13 protein-coding genes are annotated in these 16423 nt (G+C 75.2%); 6 read left to right on the top strand and 7 right to left on the bottom strand.

Annotation, left to right across the window (positions count from 1 at the left end; translation table 11 throughout):
* Positions 1 to 105: 105 nt before the first annotated feature.
* Positions 106 to 2475 carry an adenylate/guanylate cyclase domain-containing protein gene (locus EV384_RS25690; RefSeq protein WP_242624287.1) on the bottom strand — a complete coding sequence of 790 codons (2370 nt, stop codon included), beginning with the start codon at positions 2473 to 2475 and terminating at the stop codon, positions 106 to 108.
* Between the two features lie 190 nt (positions 2476 to 2665).
* On the opposite strand from EV384_RS25690, the gene EV384_RS25685 reads away from it, so the two are divergent.
* The 5 genes from EV384_RS25685 (at position 2666) to EV384_RS25665 (ending at position 10193) form a co-directional block, all read left to right on the top strand.
* A complete protein-coding gene (locus EV384_RS25685) occupies positions 2666 to 5632 on the top strand; it encodes an ATP-binding protein (RefSeq protein ID WP_130337231.1) in 2967 nt (988 codons plus the stop codon).
* 109 nt (positions 5633 to 5741) lie between these two features.
* Positions 5742 to 6512 carry a DUF5995 family protein gene (locus tag EV384_RS25680; RefSeq protein ID WP_130337229.1) on the top strand — a complete coding sequence of 257 codons (771 nt, stop codon included), beginning with the start codon at positions 5742 to 5744 and terminating at the stop codon, positions 6510 to 6512.
* Positions 6513 to 6596: 84 nt separating this feature from the next.
* On the top strand, positions 6597 to 7346 hold the full coding sequence (locus EV384_RS25675) for a phosphotransferase enzyme family protein (RefSeq protein ID WP_130337227.1): 750 nt from the start codon (positions 6597 to 6599) through the stop codon (positions 7344 to 7346).
* 175 nt (positions 7347 to 7521) lie between these two features.
* Positions 7522 to 7962, top strand: a complete 441-nt coding sequence (locus EV384_RS25670; protein WP_130337225.1) for a hypothetical protein — start codon at positions 7522 to 7524, stop codon at positions 7960 to 7962.
* 125 nt (positions 7963 to 8087) lie between these two features.
* Positions 8088 to 10193 carry an APC family permease gene (locus tag EV384_RS25665; protein WP_207232461.1) on the top strand — a complete coding sequence of 702 codons (2106 nt, stop codon included), beginning with the start codon at positions 8088 to 8090 and terminating at the stop codon, positions 10191 to 10193.
* Between the two features lie 137 nt (positions 10194 to 10330).
* Here EV384_RS25665 and EV384_RS25660 read toward each other — a convergent pair whose 3' ends face one another.
* From EV384_RS25660 to EV384_RS25650, 3 genes are all read right to left on the bottom strand, one after another.
* Positions 10331 to 10909, bottom strand: a complete 579-nt coding sequence (locus tag EV384_RS25660) for an LLM class flavin-dependent oxidoreductase (protein WP_242624286.1) — start codon at positions 10907 to 10909, stop codon at positions 10331 to 10333.
* A 323-nt stretch (positions 10910 to 11232) separates the two neighbouring features.
* Entirely contained in the window at positions 11233 to 11439 is a 207-nt protein-coding gene (locus EV384_RS25655) for a hypothetical protein (protein ID WP_046564384.1), read from the bottom strand.
* A 123-nt stretch (positions 11440 to 11562) separates the two neighbouring features.
* Complete coding sequence (locus EV384_RS25650) at positions 11563 to 12768, bottom strand: low temperature requirement protein A (RefSeq protein WP_130337223.1); 1206 nt, start codon at positions 12766 to 12768, stop codon at positions 11563 to 11565.
* 171 nt (positions 12769 to 12939) lie between these two features.
* On the opposite strand from EV384_RS25650, the gene EV384_RS25645 reads away from it, so the two are divergent.
* The gene (locus EV384_RS25645; RefSeq protein WP_130337221.1) at positions 12940 to 13854 is read left to right on the top strand and encodes an aminoglycoside phosphotransferase family protein; all 915 of its coding nucleotides are present in this window, start codon (positions 12940 to 12942) and stop codon (positions 13852 to 13854) included.
* Positions 13855 to 13904: 50 nt separating this feature from the next.
* Here EV384_RS25645 and EV384_RS25640 read toward each other — a convergent pair whose 3' ends face one another.
* From EV384_RS25640 to EV384_RS25630, 3 genes are all read right to left on the bottom strand, one after another.
* Positions 13905 to 14681, bottom strand: coding sequence for a hypothetical protein (locus tag EV384_RS25640; RefSeq protein WP_130337219.1), 777 nt, complete (start codon positions 14679 to 14681; stop codon positions 13905 to 13907).
* Positions 14682 to 14895: 214 nt separating this feature from the next.
* Positions 14896 to 15243, bottom strand: a complete 348-nt coding sequence (locus EV384_RS25635) for a TcmI family type II polyketide cyclase (RefSeq protein WP_130337217.1) — start codon at positions 15241 to 15243, stop codon at positions 14896 to 14898.
* A gap of 81 nt (positions 15244 to 15324) precedes the next feature.
* The gene (locus EV384_RS25630; protein WP_423202917.1) at positions 15325 to 16125 is read right to left on the bottom strand and encodes an AfsR/SARP family transcriptional regulator; all 801 of its coding nucleotides are present in this window, start codon (positions 16123 to 16125) and stop codon (positions 15325 to 15327) included.
* Positions 16126 to 16423: the final 298 nt, after the last annotated feature.

Genomic DNA, 16423 nt, shown 5'->3' with positions numbered 1-16423 from the left:
CCGGATGCGCTGTCGACGCGGGCAGCTCCACCGGGGCGGGCCGGTACGTCCGTCCTGGGCGCCCCGACGCCCGGTTCGCCCGCTCCCGGCCGCCTCCGCCGCTGGTCAGGCGGCGGCGAGCGGGATCGGTCCGGCCGCGGTGGGCCCGGTCCGACGGCGGCGGACCGTGGCGTCGGCCAGCCTGACCGGGGACCCGGCCGGCGCGGCGGGCGCCGCCTTTCCGAGCGGGGCGACCGGCCGTGGCCGACTGCCCGGCGGTGTCGACCGCGGTGATCCGGCGAGCGGGACGACCGAGCCCCGCCGTGCCGTCGTGGGCGGCGCCGGTGGGCCGACGGTCGCCAGGCCCGGCGGGGTCCCGCCGCCCGGCGCTCGGACCGGGTCCGGGGTGGACGATCCCCACCGGGGTCGGCGGACCGGGACGGGCGGGGCGAACCCGGCATGCCCCCCGGCCGCCCCGGCCGGATCGGCCCCCGCCCGGTCCGGTCCGGACCAGCTCGGGGTGACCGATCCGGAGCCGGACCGGTCTCGCGGCGCGGACCGGGAGCCGGCGCCGGCGAGCGCTGTCCGTCGGGGCGCCACCTCGGCCGAGTGCCGCCGCTGCCAGACGCCTCCGACCGGGCGCGCGGTATCGGGGACCCCGGCCGGACGCGCGGTATCAGGGACGGCGTTCGGGCGTGCGGTGCCGGGGACGCGGTCCGGGCGCGAGCCGGCGCCGACCGTGCAGGCCGCGGCGAGCGGGGCCCCGGCCCGCCGGGCGAACTCCGCCCGGACCGCGCGGGGCAGCCGGTGCCGCGCCACCCGGGCCACCGCCGGCTCGGCCACCGTGTACCCGCCCCGGGCTGGCCGCCGCAGCAGGCCGCCCGCCACCAGCTCCCGCAGCACCGGCTCGGCCCGGCCCGGCACCCAGCCGAGCAGCCGCTCGATCGTGCCGGCCGCGAAGCGCGCGCCGAGCTCCGCGCCGGCCATCAGCACCGCCCGGTGGTCGCCGTCCAGCCGGTCCAGCCGGGCGTCGACGATTCGGCGTACCGGGTCGGGCACCCGCCCGGCCGGCGCGCCGCCGCCGTCCTCGTCGAGCGCCCGCACGTAGGCCTCGGCGACGGCCGGGTTGCCGCCGACCAGCGGCAGCAGGTCCCGGGCCAGCGCGGCCGGTCGGCCGGCCCGGCCGAGCAGGTGCCGCAGCAACCGTCCGGTGTCGACCGTGCCGAGCGGAGGCAGCGGCACCCGGCGACGCCGGTCGCCGGCGCCGGGCAGCACGTCCGCCCAGCCGGTGCCGTGGGTGGCGACCACCGCCAGCGGCAGGCTCCGCTCGGTCGCCGCGGCGAAGAGCCGGTGCAGGAAGCGGTTCATCGCCGGCGCCGCCCGGTCCAGGTCGTCCACCGCGACCACCACCGGCTGTCGAGCGGCCAGCTCCAGCAGGATCTGCCGCCAGACGTCGGCGCCCCGGCCCGCGGCACCGGCGTCCTCCGGCGCGGCGAGCAGCTCCGCCAGCGTGTGCGCCGCATGACCCAGCCGGGCCGGCGGGAGCAACCCGTCGAGCGCCGTGGCCAGCCGCCGGCGTACGGTCGGCGGCAGGTCGGTGTCGCGGACGCCGGCGAACCCGCGGACCATGTCGGCCAGCGGCGCCAGGCCCCCCTCGGCGTACGGCGGGCAGTGCGCGACGCACCAGCGCACCGGCGCTCCGTCCACCGTCGACACCGCCCGGGTCAGCTCGTGCAGCAGCCGGCTGCGCCCGCTGCCGGCCGGGCCGGCCAGCGAGATCCAGCGGGGCCGGCGGTCCCGGACCGCCCGGGCGATCTCGTCGCCCGCGGCGGCCAGCTCCCGGCGCCGGCCGACCAGCGGGCCGTGGTGCGGGGTGGGACGCGACCGGCTCGTACCGGCGACCCGCCAGACGTCCAGCGGCAGCGCCTTGCCGGCGACCGTCATGGAGGCCAGCGGCCGCTGCTCCACCAGGCCGGCGGTGGCCCGCTGGGTGGCGGCGCAGACCACGACGGCGCCCGGCGGGGCGTACTCCTGCAGGCGGGCCGCGGTGGTGATCACCGCGCCGCTGGCCGTGCCGTGACCGCCGTCGCGGGTGGCGGCGAGGTCCACCAGGACCTCGCCGGTGGCCACCCCGACCCGGACCCGCAGCCGGGTGCCGGCCGGCACCCGCCGGTCGACGGCCTGCTGGATCTCCAGCCCGGCCCGCACCGCCCGGTACGCGTCGAAGCCGTCGGAGGCGTGCGCGCCGAAGAGCGCCATGACCGCGTCGCCGATGTACTTCTCCACCACGCCGTTCCAGCGGCGCAGCACCCCGGCCACGCTGTCGAAGTACGCGCGCTGCAGGGCCCGCACGTCCTCCGGATCGAGCCGCTCGGTCAGGCCGGTCGACCCGACGATGTCGGCGAAGAGCACGCTGACCGTGCGTCTCTCCTCCGGCACCGGCCATCGTGTCGAGCTGACGACATCCCGACGTCCCACCTTCGTGGACATTGGCATCGCACCCACCTTTCCCCCCGCTCCGGTGCCTGACGACCTCCGGAGACTTGCACCACCGGGTTCTCGGGGGATCGGCAGAACGACGTATGTCGGCCACCCGCAACCTTTAGTCGCAATGTCGACGCGAGGAGTACCACAAGGGCGCTGAGGCCGTAGAACGGTTCGGGAGTCTGTGATTAGGCTGCGAGCCATGGCCAGCGATGTGGACACCGCACCGCTCGTCGGCCGTGCCGACCAGCTCGCGGCGCTGCGGTCGGCGCTGCTCGACGACGTCGCGCAGGGGCACACCGCGGCGGTCTTCCTCACCGGCGAGAGCGGGGTCGGCAAGACCCGCCTGCTGGCTGAGGTCAGTGCCCGGCTGCGGGATGCGGGCGCGCTGGTGCTGACCGGCACCTGCCTGGACATCGGGGACGCCTCCCCGCTGCACCCGCTGCGACAGGCGCTGCGCCGCTTCGACACCGAGCTGACCGCCGCCCAGGCCCGCACCTCCTCGGCGGTGCGTGGCCTGCTGCAGGTGTTCGACGACGAGACCCCGGGGCCGGACGGCGCCGGCGCTCTGCTGGAGCGGGTCTCCCGCGGCCTGCACCTGGTGGCCGGCGGTCGCCCGCTGGTCATCGTGCTGGACGACCTCCAGTGGGTCGACCGGAGCACCCGTCAGCTCCTGCTCTACCTGCTCGCCGGCCTCGGTGACCTGCAACTGTCGGTGCTCGCCGCGATCCGGGCGGAGGCGCTGCAGGGCGCCCACCCGCTGCGCCGCGTCCTCACCGAGCTGCGCCGGCTGCGGTCGGTCCGGGTGGTCGACCTGGCGCCGCTGGACCGGGCGGACACCGACCGGTTGGCCGCGGCCGTCGTCGGCCGGCCGCTGAACCCGGAGGCGGCCGAGCTGGTCTGGCAGCGCAGCGGCGGCAACCCGTTCGTGGCCGAGGAGCTCGCCCGGGACCTGCGCGAGGGCCGCGACGGGCTCTCCGACACCCTCCGGGAGATCTTCCTGGCCCGGGTCGACGCCCTGCCGCAGCACGCCCACGCGGTGGTGCACGCGGTCGCCGCCGGTGTCGAGCCGGTTGAACACTGGCTGCTGGCGCAGGTCGTCCGGCTGCCCGAGGAGGAGCTGATCGAGGCGGTCCGGGCCGCGGTGGCGCACCGGCTGCTGGTCGGCGCCGACGAGGGCTACCGGCTGCGGCACCGGCTGGTCGCCGAGGTGCTGGCGCACGAGCTGCTGCCCGCCGAGCGGTCCGCCCTGCACCGGCGCTACGCCGAGGCGCTGACCTCGGCCACGGCGGAGCTGCACCAGGCCCGGCTGGCGCACCACTGGCGGCTGGCCGGCGAGCCCGCCCGCGCGTTGCCGGCCGCGATGGCCGCCGCCCGGGAGGCCGAACGGCTGCACGGTTACGCCGAGGCGCACCGGCACTGGTCGGCGGCGCTGCAGCTGGCCGACGCGCCGGCCGCGGTCCCGCCGGAGCCGGACCGGGCCACCCCGGTCGAGGTCGACCGAGCCGAGCTGCTGGAACACGCCGCCGAGGCGGCGCACCACTGCGGCGAGCACGCCCGGGCGCTGGCCCTGCTGGAGGAGCTGGCCGGGGACCCGGCCGGCCCGCCGGCCTGCGCCCTGCACATCCGGCGGGCCCGCTACCTGGCCGCCGCCGGCCGCTCCGCCCCGGCGGAGGCGGAGTACCGCCGGGCGCTGGCGGCGGCCGACTGCACCGCGCGGGAGCGGGCTACCGCCGCCGCCCACCTGGCCGAGCTGCTGCTGCACCTCGGCCGGTACGCCGAGGCCGGCGAGCAGGCCCGGGAGGCGTTGCAGCTCGCCGCCACGGTCGAGGGCTCCACCTCGGAGGTGGTGCTGGCCAGCGCCGCGCTCGGCTTCAGCGAGGCCTTCCTGGAGGATCCCGACGCGGGGCTGGCGGTGATGCGGGAGGCGGTGGAGATCGCCGAGCGGTCCGGCCGGCCGGAGGACGTCGCCTGCGCGTACCTGCACCTGGCGGAGCTGCTGACCGGCCCGCTGAACATCCTCGAGGAGGGCGTGGTGGTGGCCCGCCGGGGCGCGGAGCGGGTCGCCGAGCTCGGGCTGGGCCGCACCTGGGAGACCCGGCTGCTGGCCATCGCCACCAACGGCCTGTTCCGGGTGGGGCAGTGGTCGGAGGCGGAGAAGGTGGTCGCCGCGGCGCTGCGGCACCGCCCGTCCGGCGCGGACGCGGTCGAGCTGCTGCTGGCCCGCTGCCGGCTCTCGGTCGGGTACGGCGACATCGAGGCGTCCGACCGGGACCTGGAGGCGGTGGCCACCGTGCTGGCCGGCGGCGGCGCCCGGCACGTGCTGCCGATGCTGATCCTGCGCGCCGGGCTGGCGATGTGGCAGGGGCGGCACGACCTGGCCCGGCAGGCCGTCCAACGTGGTCTGACCGAGAGCCGCTCCGACGACGTCATCGTGCTGGCCACGCTGGCCTGGCACGGCCTGCGGGCGGAGGCGGAGGCGCACGCCAGCCGCACCGTCGCCGTGGACGAGATGGCGGTCCGCCGGCTGCGCGAGGTGGTCGACCGGGTGGCCCGCAAGAGCGAGCACGCCGGCCGCCCGGTGCGCTACATCGTCGACGGCTTCCTCGCGCTCTGCGCGGCGGAGCTGAGCCGGCTCGACGGCCGGGGCGACCCGGAGCTGTGGGCCCGGTCGGCGGCCGAGTGGGACCGGCGGAACCACCCGTACCCGGCTGCGTACTCGCGGCTGCGGCAGGCCGAGGCGCTGCTGGCCCGGCGCAGCCGGGTGGCGACCGCCGGCAAGCTGCTGCGCCAGGCGTACCAGATGGCGCAGGGCCTCGGCGCGTTGCCGTTGAGCTCGGAGATCCGTACCCTGGCCGGCCGGGCCCGGGTGACGCTGGAGGAGCGCCCGGCACCCGCCGGTGGCCCGCCGGTGCCGGCCCCCCGCCGGCCCGCCGCGGCGCCTCCCACCGAGCCGACGGTCGACGAGCTGGCCGTGCTGACCGCCCGGGAACGGGAGGTGCTGGCCGCGGTCGCCGAGGGGCTGACCAACAAGGAGATCGGCCAGCGGCTGTTCATCAGCGAGCGGACCATCGGGGTACACGTCTCGCACATCTTCGACAAGCTCCAGGTGCGGACCCGGGTGCAGGCGAGCGCGATCTTCCTGCGCAACCGCGGCGAACAGTCGTAGGACCGGCCACCCGACATACGTCGTTCTACTGATCCCGCCGCCCGGCGCGGCTGGAAGGCTGTCCCACGTCACCGGCGGCACGGGGGTGACCGGCCACAGTGGAGGAGCGATGACCGAACCGGTCTGGGGTCCAGTGCACCAGGACATCGTCGGGCTGCTCGCCGACCACCCGGCCGACGTGCCGGCGGTCGTCGACCACCTGACGAAGCTGCAGGACATGCTGGTCCGGCTGCCGCCGCTGGAGGCGAGCTGTCCCCTCGCGGACTTCAACAAGCTCTACCTGACCATCACCACCAGCGTGCTGGACGGCCTCTACGACGACCGCTTCGCCGACCCGGCCTTCCTGGCCCGGCTGGACGTCGAGTTCGCCGCGCGCTACTTCGACGCGCTGCGGTTCTGGACGGAGTCCAGCCCGAGCACGCCGAAGGCCTGGGCCTGCCTGTTCGAACGGATGCGCGGCCCGGACGCCCGGCCGCTGCCGTCGGCCGCCGCCGGGGTGAACGCGCACATCAACTTCGACCTGCCGTTCGCGCTGGTGACCACCCTGGAGAGCCTGGAGTCCGAGCCGGTCGACGAGAGCGACCAGCACCGCGACTACCTGGAGATCAACAAGATCTTCGCCGAGCGGATCCCCGAGCTGCGCCGTGGCTACCTGGACCACTGGCAGCTCATGATCGACATGGTGAACGGCGACATCGACGACTGGTACCAGGGCGAACTGGTGGAGTACACCCGGAACGTCGCCTGGCGCAACGCGCAGAAGATCTGGCGCTGCCGGCACGATCCGGAGGCCCGCGAGTGTGAGCGGACGCGGTTGGACGACAACGCCGCGCTGCTCGGTCGGCTGCTGCTCTCGCCCCTCGGGGCGTTCCTGCAGTAGCCGGGACGGGGGGTCCCCGCGTTCCGCCCTCGCGGCGGGACGCGGGGACATCGTCGTCCCGGGGCCCGGTGCGAGGATGGGCGGATGACGGGGGTCGAGCTGCCGCTGAGGGGCAACGTCACCGCGGGGGTGGTCCGGGTCGGGGACACCGTCCGGCGGCCGGTCGGCCCGTGGACCGAGAGCGTCGACGCGCTGCTGCACCACCTGCACGAGGTCGGCTTCCCCGGCGCGCCGCGGCCGCTCGGCCGGGACGGCCGGGGCCGCCAGGTGCTGGAGTACGTCCCGGGGGAGCCCGGCGACCCCGCCGGCACGTACGCCCCGGCCGAGCTGGCGTCGATCGGGGCCCTCCTGGCGGAGCTGCACCGCGCCACGGCCGGTTTCGTTCCTCCGGCGGCGGCGGTGTGGCAGCGGGTCATCCCGCCCGACGGCGAGGAGCTGGTCTGCCACCACGACGCGGCGCCGTGGAACCTGGTCCGCTCGCCGCGCGGCTGGGTGCTGATCGACTGGGACGGCGCCGGGCCGGGCACCCGGTTGTGGGAGCTGGCGTACGCGGCGCAGAGCATGGCCGGGATGCGACCGGACCGGCCGGTGCGGGAGTCGGCGCGGCGGCTGCGGGTCTTCGTGGAAGGCTACGGCCTGACCGGGGCGGACCGTCCGGCGCTGGCCGGGCTGCTGGGCCGGCGCGCCCGGGCGATGTGCGACCTGCTCCAGCGGGGCGCCCGGGACGGCGTCCAGCCCTGGGCGCGCATCCACGCCGAGGACGGCGCCTACTGGCGGGACACGGCCGCCTACCTCGATGCGCACGTGGCGGCCTGGACCGCCGCGCTCTCCTGACGGGTCAGGGCCGCCGGGTCCGGCTGCGGTACGCCGCCGCGTCCGGGGCCCGGGGGGTGCGGGGCCGACCGGCCCGGGGGGTGTCGGCCGGCCCCGCGTCGCGCCGTCGGCCGGCCGGCCGGGGGAGCGGGCAGCGGGACGGTGTCGGCCGTCGCGCACCGGGTACGCCCGGTCCATGGCGAGCAGCGAACCGGGTCGACCCCCGACCGAACCGACCGGCGGATCCCGGCGCCAGTTCGGGTTCCGCTTCGACCCGCCGTTCCGGCTGCCCCTCGCCCTGCTCGGGGTCCGGCCCGGGACCGCCGTCGTCGAGGTGGACGCCGAGACGCTGACGGTCCGGTTCGGCCCGTGGCGACTGCGCACCGACCGGCGCAACGTCACCGGGGCGGAGCCGGGCGGGCCGTACCGGTGGTGGCGGGCGGTGGGGCCGCGCCTCTCGCTGGCCGACCGCGGCGTCACCTTCGGCACCGGCGCCACGGCGGGTGTCTGCGTCCGCTTCGCCAGTCCGGTCCCCGCCCTCGCGCCCGGCCGGTGGCTGCGCCACCCGGCGGTGACGGTGACCGTCGCCGACCCCGACGGGCTGCTCCGCGCCCTGCGCACCCCGGTGGCCGGCTGACCGGCGGGCCGCCGCCCGCGGCGGTACGATCCCTCGCGCCCTGATGATCTTCCTGGCTTGCCGGGTTCGGACGGGTGACGCCGTGGGTACCGCCTACGGTCGGGTCAGGGCCTGAAGGGGTGCAGATGTCGGACGGGCGGGACGGGGCGCAGCCCCGGCGTACGCGGGGGCGGCGCGACCAGACGCGGTCTGGCCCCGGGCGCGCGGCACGCGCGGGACGCGATCCGGAGCGCGGCGAGCGGGCCGGTCGTGGGCCGCTGGCCATCCCTGAGTGCGTGGAGACCCCGGTCCGGCCGGCCGAGCCGGCCAGCCGACTGAGCCGGTGGCTGTTCCAGCACCGGGTGCAGCCGGTCGGCCCGGAGGCCCGGGAGCCGGAGGCGAAGGCGCACCCCTGGTGGCAGGTGATGTGCCTGACCGGCGTGGACTACTTCTCCACCCTCTCCTACCTGCCCGGCATCGCCGCGTTGGCGGCCGGTGCGCTCTCCCCGCTGGCCACCCTGCTGATCGTGGCGCTGACCCTGTTCGGGATGCTGCCGATGTACCGGCGGGTGGCCCGGGAGAGCCCGCACGGGCAGGGCTCGGTGGCCATGCTGGAGCGGCTGCTGCCGTTCTGGCGGGGCAAGATCTTCGTGCTGGTGCTGCTCGGCTTCGTGGCCACCTCGTGGATCATCACGATCACGCTCTCCGCCGCCGACGCCACCGTGCACCTGCTGGAGAACCCGATCCTGCCGGCGTCCTTCCCGCACGGCGCCACGGCCGCGGTCGCGGTGACCGTGGTGCTGCTGCTCATCCTCGGCGGCGTCTTCCTGATGGGCTTCAGCGAGGCGGTGCAGGTCGCCATCCCGCTGGTGGCGGTCTTCCTCGGGCTCAACGCGGTGATCGTGGTCGTCGGGCTGGCCGAGGTGGCCGCCGACCCGGCGGTGCTCAGCGGCTGGACCAGCGCGCTCACCGCCCGGGGCACCGGCCTGGGCGACCTGGTCGGGCCGGCCGTGCTGGCGTTCCCGCTGCTGGTGCTGGGGCTCTCCGGCTTCGAGACCGGGGTCAGCATGATGCCGCTGGTCAAGGGCGGGGGCGCCGACCCGCGGCAGCGGCTCGAGGCGCGGATCCGGAACACCCGCAAGCTGCTCACCGCCGCGGCGCTGATCATGTCGGTCTACCTGATCGCGACCACCTTCGTCACCACCGTGCTGATCCCGGCGGAGCAGTTCCAGCCCGGCGGGGCGGCCAACGGGCGGGCGCTGGCGTTCCTTGCCCACGAGCACCTGGGCGAGGGGTTCGGCACCGTCTACGACATCAGCAGCGTGCTGATCCTCTGGTTCGCCGGCGCCTCGGCGATGGCCGGCCTGATCAACATCGTGCCCCGCTACCTGCCCTCCTACGGCATGGCGCCGGAGTGGGCCCGGGCGGTCCGGCCCGTGGTGCTCGTCTACACGCTGATCAGTATCGCCATCACCGTCGCGTTCCGGGCCGACGTCAACGCCCAGGCCGGCGCGTACGCGACCGGGATCCTGGCGATGATGGTCTCCGGCGCGATCGCGGTGACCATCTCCGCGTACCGGGCGCGGCACCCGTTCGCCGGGGGCGGCTTCACGGTGCTGACCCTGGTGCTGCTCTACGCCCTCGTCGAGAACGTGATCGAGAAGCCGGACGGCATCACCATCTCCGGCATGTTCATCGCCGGCATCATCGCCGTCTCGCTGATCTCCCGGGTCACCCGGACCACCGAGCTGCGGGCCGAGCGGATCGAGTTCGACGAGGCCGCCCGGCGGTTCATCGCCGACTCGCTGACCCACGACGGCCGGCTGCACCTGATCGCCAACAAGCGGCAGAGCGGCTCGGTGAAGGAGTACCGGGTCAAGGAGCGGGCGCAGCGCGCGATGAACCCGGTGCCCGGCGCGGCCGACGTGCTCTTCCTCGAGATCGACGTGGTCGACCCGTCCGAGTTCAGCCAGGTGCTGCGGGTGCACGGGGTGGAGGTCGACGGGTACCGGGTGCTGCGGGCCGGCAGCCCGGCCGTGCCGAACGCGATCGCGGCGGTCCTGCTGGCGCTGCGCGACGGCACCGGGGTCCGCCCGCACGCCCACTTCGAGTGGTCCGAGGGGAACCCGCTCGCGCACCTGCTGCGCTACCTGATCCTCGGCCGCGGCGACACCCCGCCGGTGGTCCGGGAGATCATCCGCAAGTCCGAACCCGACCCCATTCGCCGTCCCGGCATCCACGTCGGCGGCTGAGGCCCGCCCCGGGCCGCCGGCCTCCACCGCGGTCCGGCCGGCCCGCCGGTACGCGCACCCCGGCGTCGACCGGGCTGCGCCCGGCTACCGCGGCCCGGTTGGCCGCGGGGGCCGCAGCCGGACTCGGCCGGGTGGGCTCAGGCGAGGGCGCGCAGCCGGGCGTTGAGGTCGCCGGCGAAGAAGTCGAGGAAGCCGTCCGGGTCGGGGCCGGCGTTCTGCACCACGATGTGGTCGTAGCCCGCCTCGACGTAGACGCGCGCCCTCGCGACGTGCACCTCCGGGTCCGGGCCGACGGAGAACTGCTGGCGGACGTGGTGGTCCTCCAACCAGGAGGTGGCCGCGTCGAAGTTGACCGGGTTGGGCAGCTCACTCATCACCTTCCACCCGGTGATCGCCCACCGGCTGGTCTCCCGGGCCGCGCGGACCGCCTGCTCCTCGTCGGTGGCCCAGGCGATCGGCACCTCCGCGTAGCGCGGGCCCGGACCGCCGGCCTCCCGGTAGTGATCCACGATCGACGACTTCGGTTCGGTGGCGAAGAGGCCGCCGCCCAGCTCGGCGGCCATCGCGGCCGAGGCCCGGCCGCCGGCCGCCACCGCGATCACCGGCAACGGCTCCGGCAGGTCGGCGATGATCGCCGGGTGGTAGCGGACCGTCGGGCAGGTCACGCCGGTGGCGAGCCCGAGCGTGCTGGTCTTCGCGGCGATCGCGCCGAGCACGCTCCAGGTGAACGGGGAGTGCCCCTGCGTTTCCAGTGGTCGCTCATCTCCACGAAGTCGAAGCCGGCCTGTTCGGCGCGGACCGCCTGGCGGATGAGCTCCTGCGGTCCGAATGCCTCCGAGGCCAGCTTGTAGCCGATCTGCATCGCCGGATCTCCCGTTCCGTCCGCGGTGGATCCTGGCGGTTCCCGGCAGCCCGGTCGGCGAACTTCGACCAGGAACCCAGCCTCCTAGGACGCGCTACGGATGGTGACCCGACCGACCCGGGGCACGAAAGGGCCCGCGCCTCGGGGGAGCGGGCGCGGGCCGGAAGAGCGGGTTGGTTACTTGGACGGCTCAGGGAGCTTGCAGTCGACCTTGGGGTTGGCGCCGATGTAGTTCAGCGGGCCGGCCACGATGGTGACCAGGATGGTGCCCGCCTCCGCGCAGTTGGTGTCGTCGTTGCTGTAGTAGCCGCGCTGACCGGCCGCGATCGCGCCGATGATCAGCCAGATGACGACCAGGACGCCGAGTATCGAGGTGCCGCGCATGGGTTGCCTCCAGGGGTGTGTGGTGGATTCGAGGTGTCACCCCTGTACCCAATCCGCGCTTTCGGCTAACGGTGGCCGGGACCGGGCGGACGGCCGTTTACGACCATGCCCGGACGAGTCGGCTCAGTGCGGCGGTTTCGGGTCCTCCGGGGGGCGGCCCCGGCTGCGCAGGTAGTCGGCGACGGCCACCCCGGCGAGCACCAGCATGGCCCCGGTCGCGGCGACCAGCGGCGGCGTGAAGAGCACGCCCGGGGCAACGGTGAGCAGCGCCAGCAGCCCGCCGGGACGGGACAGCGAGACCCTGCTGAACACCTCGTATTCGAAGAATGCCCGGCCCACCAGGAACAGCGCCGGCCCGCCCAGGATGACCGCCATCCAGGCCGGCGGCGTCCGTCCGGTCGGCTCGTGCAGCACCAGGTCGAAGCCGGCCGCGGTGGTCACCACCCCGGCCACCATCAGCAGATGCGTGTACGGGGCGGTGTTCAGGAAGCGGCTCGGCTGCTTCGAGCTGGAGATGGCGTGCGGCAGCAGCTCCCCGGACTTGTGCACGTAGATCCGCCACAGCAGCAGGCTGGTGCCGAAGGCGACCGCGAAGGCGCCGATGTTCTCCGCCTCCGAGTGGTAGAGGCTGAACATGGTGCCGGTGGTCAGGATGGCGTCGCCCAGGGCGATGATGAAGAACTGCTGGTAGCGCTCGGAAAGATGTTCCGCCGCGACGTTGCGCTGGGAGTCCGGCACCGCGCCGAGGCCGGGCACCGGGTAGGAGAGCCGGAAGCCGAGGTAGTCGATGGCCAGCGCCAACGCCCAGAGCGCCTCCCGGGCTCGGCCTTCGACGAGCCCGCCGGCGATCCACGGCACGGCGGAGACGGCGAACCAGATGAAGATCCGCGCCGCCCGCCGCTGGGTCTGCCGGTGGTGCCGGACCGCCGGCATCAGGAACAGGCCACGACCGAGATGGATCGCCACGTACGTCCCGGCGAAGACCAGCCCTCGTCTGCCGAACGCCTCCGGGATGGCGGTGGTCATCAGCAGCGCCCCGAACATCACCGCGGTGACCAACAGCTTGATCTCGGTGCGCTCGGGGTCGTACATGTCGGTGACCAGGGTGGTGATCGCCCAGGTCCACCAGAGCGCCATCAGGATGAGCAGGGCTTGCAGGGCGCGTTCCCAGCTGAGATCGACGACCATGCCGCGCGAGACGAGCGCCAGCGCGACGATGTAGACCAGGTCGAAGAAGAGCTCGAGCAGCGTCACCCGGCGGGGTGACTCCGGGTCGCGTACCGGGGGCCGGTCCCGTTTCCCGGGCTGGTCCGGCGTGGCGGCGGGCACGGGCTGCTCCTGCGGTCCGGGATCGGCGCGACGGGCCGGCGGTCCTCACCGACGGTAGCGACGACCACTGGGTCGCGTGTCCGTTTCGGGTGATCGGTCCGGTCCGGCCGAGGGAGCGTCGTGGCCGGAAACCGTTTGCGAGGGGGCGGGCGCGCGGGGACGCTGGCCGGGATGACGCCACTGGACGCCGCCCCGCCGCCCCGGGTTCCGTCGATCGACGTGGCGCTGGTGCGCCGGCTGATCGCCACGCAGTTCCCGCGCTGGGCCGACCTTCCGGTCCGACCGGTCGCGGTCGGTGGCTGGGACAACCGCACCTTCCACCTCGGCGACGCGATGACCGTGCGGCTGCCCAGCGCCGCGGGGTACGTGCCGCAGGTCGACAAGGAGCACCGCTGGCTGCCGGTCCTCGCGCCGCGGTTGCCGCTGACCGTGCCGACCCCGCTGGCCCGGGGCGAGCCCGGTGAGGGTTATCCGTTCCCCTGGGCGGTCCACCGCTGGATCGACGGGGAGACCGCGCGCGTCGACCGGATCGGCGACCTGACCGCCTTCGCCCGCACGCTGGCCGACTTCCTGGCCGCCCTGCCCCGGCCCGAGCCCGCGGCCGGTCCGCCGGCCGGGGCGCACAGTAGCTTCCGGGGTGCGTCGCTGATGACGTACGACGCGGAGACCCGGCGGGCGATCGAGGCGCTCGGCGACCGGATCCCGGTCGGCACGGTCACCGAGATCTGGGCGACCGCCCTGCGCTCCACCTGGTCCGGCCCGCCGGTGTGGTTCCACGGTGACGTCGCGTGGGGCAACCTGCTGGTGCGGGGTGGGCGGCTGGCGGCCGTCATCGACTTCGGCTGCTGCGGGGTGGGCGACCCGGCCTGCGACCTGGCGGTCGCCTGGACGCTGCTGTCCGGCCCGAGCCGATCGGCGTTCCGCGCCGCGCTCGCCGTCGACGACGGGATGTGGGCTCGCGGGCGGGGTTGGGTGCTGTGGAAGGGCCTGATCACGCTCGACAATCCGGACCCGGTGCGCGCGGCGGAGGCGAGTCACATGCTCGACGCGGTCTGCACCGAGTACGCGGAGTCCGTCGCCCGGTGACCCCGGGCCGGTGGCGACGACGGATCGTCACCACCGGCCCGGGACGGTACTCAGGCGTCCTCGCCGGTCCCGGCCGGGAGCGCCCGGTCGGCCTCGGCGCCGGCGCCGGCCAGCACCCGGGCCTGCTGCGGCCAGGTGGCCAGGCTGGAGGCGGCGCGCAGGCCGGCGGCGCGGATGGTCTCCCGCAGCGCCGCCTCGTCCAGGTCGCCGAGCTGACGGTAGGTGCGGATCCCCGCGGTCTGCAGGGCGGCGGCCAGCTTCGGCCCAATGCCCTGGATCCGCCGGAAGTCGTCCGTGGTCTCCGCCGGGGCGGTGCCGTTCGTCGCCACGACGGCGGCCGGCTCCGGCTGGGTCGGCGTGGTCACGGCGTCCGACGTGAAGCCGTGCTCCGCGGCGGCCCGGGGCGCCGGGACGGCGACCGGCGCGGCGTCGACCTCGACCGGCTCGGTAGCGGTAACGGCCTCGACCTCGGCCGGCGCGGCCTCGGTGGCCTCGGCCCGCTCGGTGTCGGTGTCGGCCGACGGCAGGGTGCTGGCGTTGGCGGCCAGGGTGGCGGCGGCCGGGGGAGCGTCGTACTCGGCCGCGGCCGGCTCCTCGGTGACCGCGGCGGGCGGGGGAACGTCGTCCACGACGGCCGCCGGCCGCTCGTGGTCGACGGTGGCGGTGGCCGGGGCGCTGACCTCGGCGGCTGGCGCCACCGGGTCACCCTCCACGATGGGCGCCGTCGGGCTGGCGGCCGCCTGGCGGCCGCGCAGCACCCACCCGCCCGCGAGGCCCACCAGCAGGGCCAGGATCAGGATCAGCCATTGCCCGAAAGTCGACGGCACGGCAAACCTCCCTCTTATGTACGTGAACGACAGTCGTGAGAAAAACCGGGGGCAGCTTCGCACACGTACGTCGTGGACGACAGGGAGGTGGGCGGCTTGCGTCCCTGCTGGGACACGCCGTGCCGCCGGGTGGTGGCGGGATGACCGAGCGTGTGCCGTCGGAGGCGGAGGGGCGTCCCGGACCGCGGTGCCGTGCGGGTCCGGGACGCCGGTCTCAGCCCACCGGGTCCGACGCCGGCGCGACGGCGGCGTCCCAGGTGTAGAAGCAGCCGGCGATGGCGTCCCGAGGGGAGCCCCAGGTCGGCAGGTACGGCGACGTGTGCGCGGAGAGGCGCTCGTTGACCTGCCGGTACAGCGGGTGGTTGCGCACGCCGGCCACCACGTCCGGGTCGACGTCCACGGTCTCCATCAGGTGCACGCACAGGTCGTGCAGGCAGTACAGCGACCGGTGCCGGACACCGGTGAGGCCGGGCAGCTCCGTCGCGTCGGACTCGGCGAAGATCTGTGCGACCCGGCCCTCCGCCCCTGGGACGATGCGGCTGACGATCAGCAGACGACTCATCGGGACCCCTCTCGCCGGTGGTGCCCCTGATCCAGCCCGAGGACGTCGGACACCGTGTCGGGCCACCATGCCCGGCGGCTGTCACCTCCCCGTCACGTCGCGAGACCGGGCGGTGACGCCGGGGCGGGGCGAGGGCGGGCGGGTGGCGTGCCGGATCGGGGCGAGGGTCTCGTCGAGCAGCGCGCCCATCGCCGGGGAGGGCTCCAGGCGCAGCTCTCGCAGCAGCAGGTCGCGGTAGACGTAGAAGGCGTGCACCGCCTCGAAGGCGTTCCCCTCGGCCAGGTGGATCCGGACGACCAGGCGGTGCGGGGTCTCGCGGAGCGGCTCGGCGGCCATCGCCTCCAGCGCCGCCTCCAGCGCCTCGCCGTGCCGGCCCGCCGCGAGATGGTTGCAGGCGAGCTGTTCGAGCATGTGCAGCCGGAGCTGGCGCAGCCGTTCGCGTTCCAGCAGGACCCAGTCGTCGTACCAGCCGGGGAGGAGGTCGTGGCGGCCGGCGACGCGGACGGCGTCCGGCACCTCCCCGTCGCGGACCCGGGCCGCGACGTCGACCAGTTCGTCGGTGTCGAGGTGGACGGTCGGGTCGAGCCGGACGGTGTCCCCGTCGGTCAGCAGCGGACAGCACGGGTCCTGGCGCAGCCGCCACAGCGCGGTACGCAGTGACGACAGTGCCCGCTCCTCGGACGTCTCCGGCCAGAGCAGCCCGGCCAGGTGGCTGCGCGTCGCGGCCGGCCGCAGGCCGATCAGCGCGATGACCCGTTGCAGCCCCCGGGGCACCACCACCGGCACGTCGTCGTGCAGCAGCCGGAAACCGCCGAGCAGCTGTAACGACACCCGCGGCGCGGGTCCGGCGCCGGCCGTCGGCATTTCGGAATGACCGGTCACCGGCGCACCCCCCGACCCGGAATCCTCGTCCCGACCGTCCTTGTTGCCCTGGTGCGCGGCTGCCCGCGACGCCGGTGTCGGAACGGCTCGCGGCGGCGGCGTCGGATATCGGCGCCGTCCGGGCTGGCCAAGACGGAGATTATCAATCACGATTACACTGAGTCAACCTATTCGTCGTTAATGTGACCCTCCAGTACGGTCAGTAACAACAGCTCTGAACTGCGAATATTTATCGCTATGCGACGGGAGCCGCAAGCGGGCGCATAGCCCGTGCACAGTTTGCGTCAACGCAGCGTCA

This window comes from Micromonospora kangleipakensis, from assembly GCF_004217615.1.
Taxonomy (GTDB): Bacteria; Actinomycetota; Actinomycetes; order Mycobacteriales; family Micromonosporaceae; genus Micromonospora; species Micromonospora kangleipakensis.
Note: the sequence above shows the minus strand (reverse complement) of the source record. Positions and strands in the feature narration are given on the sequence as shown.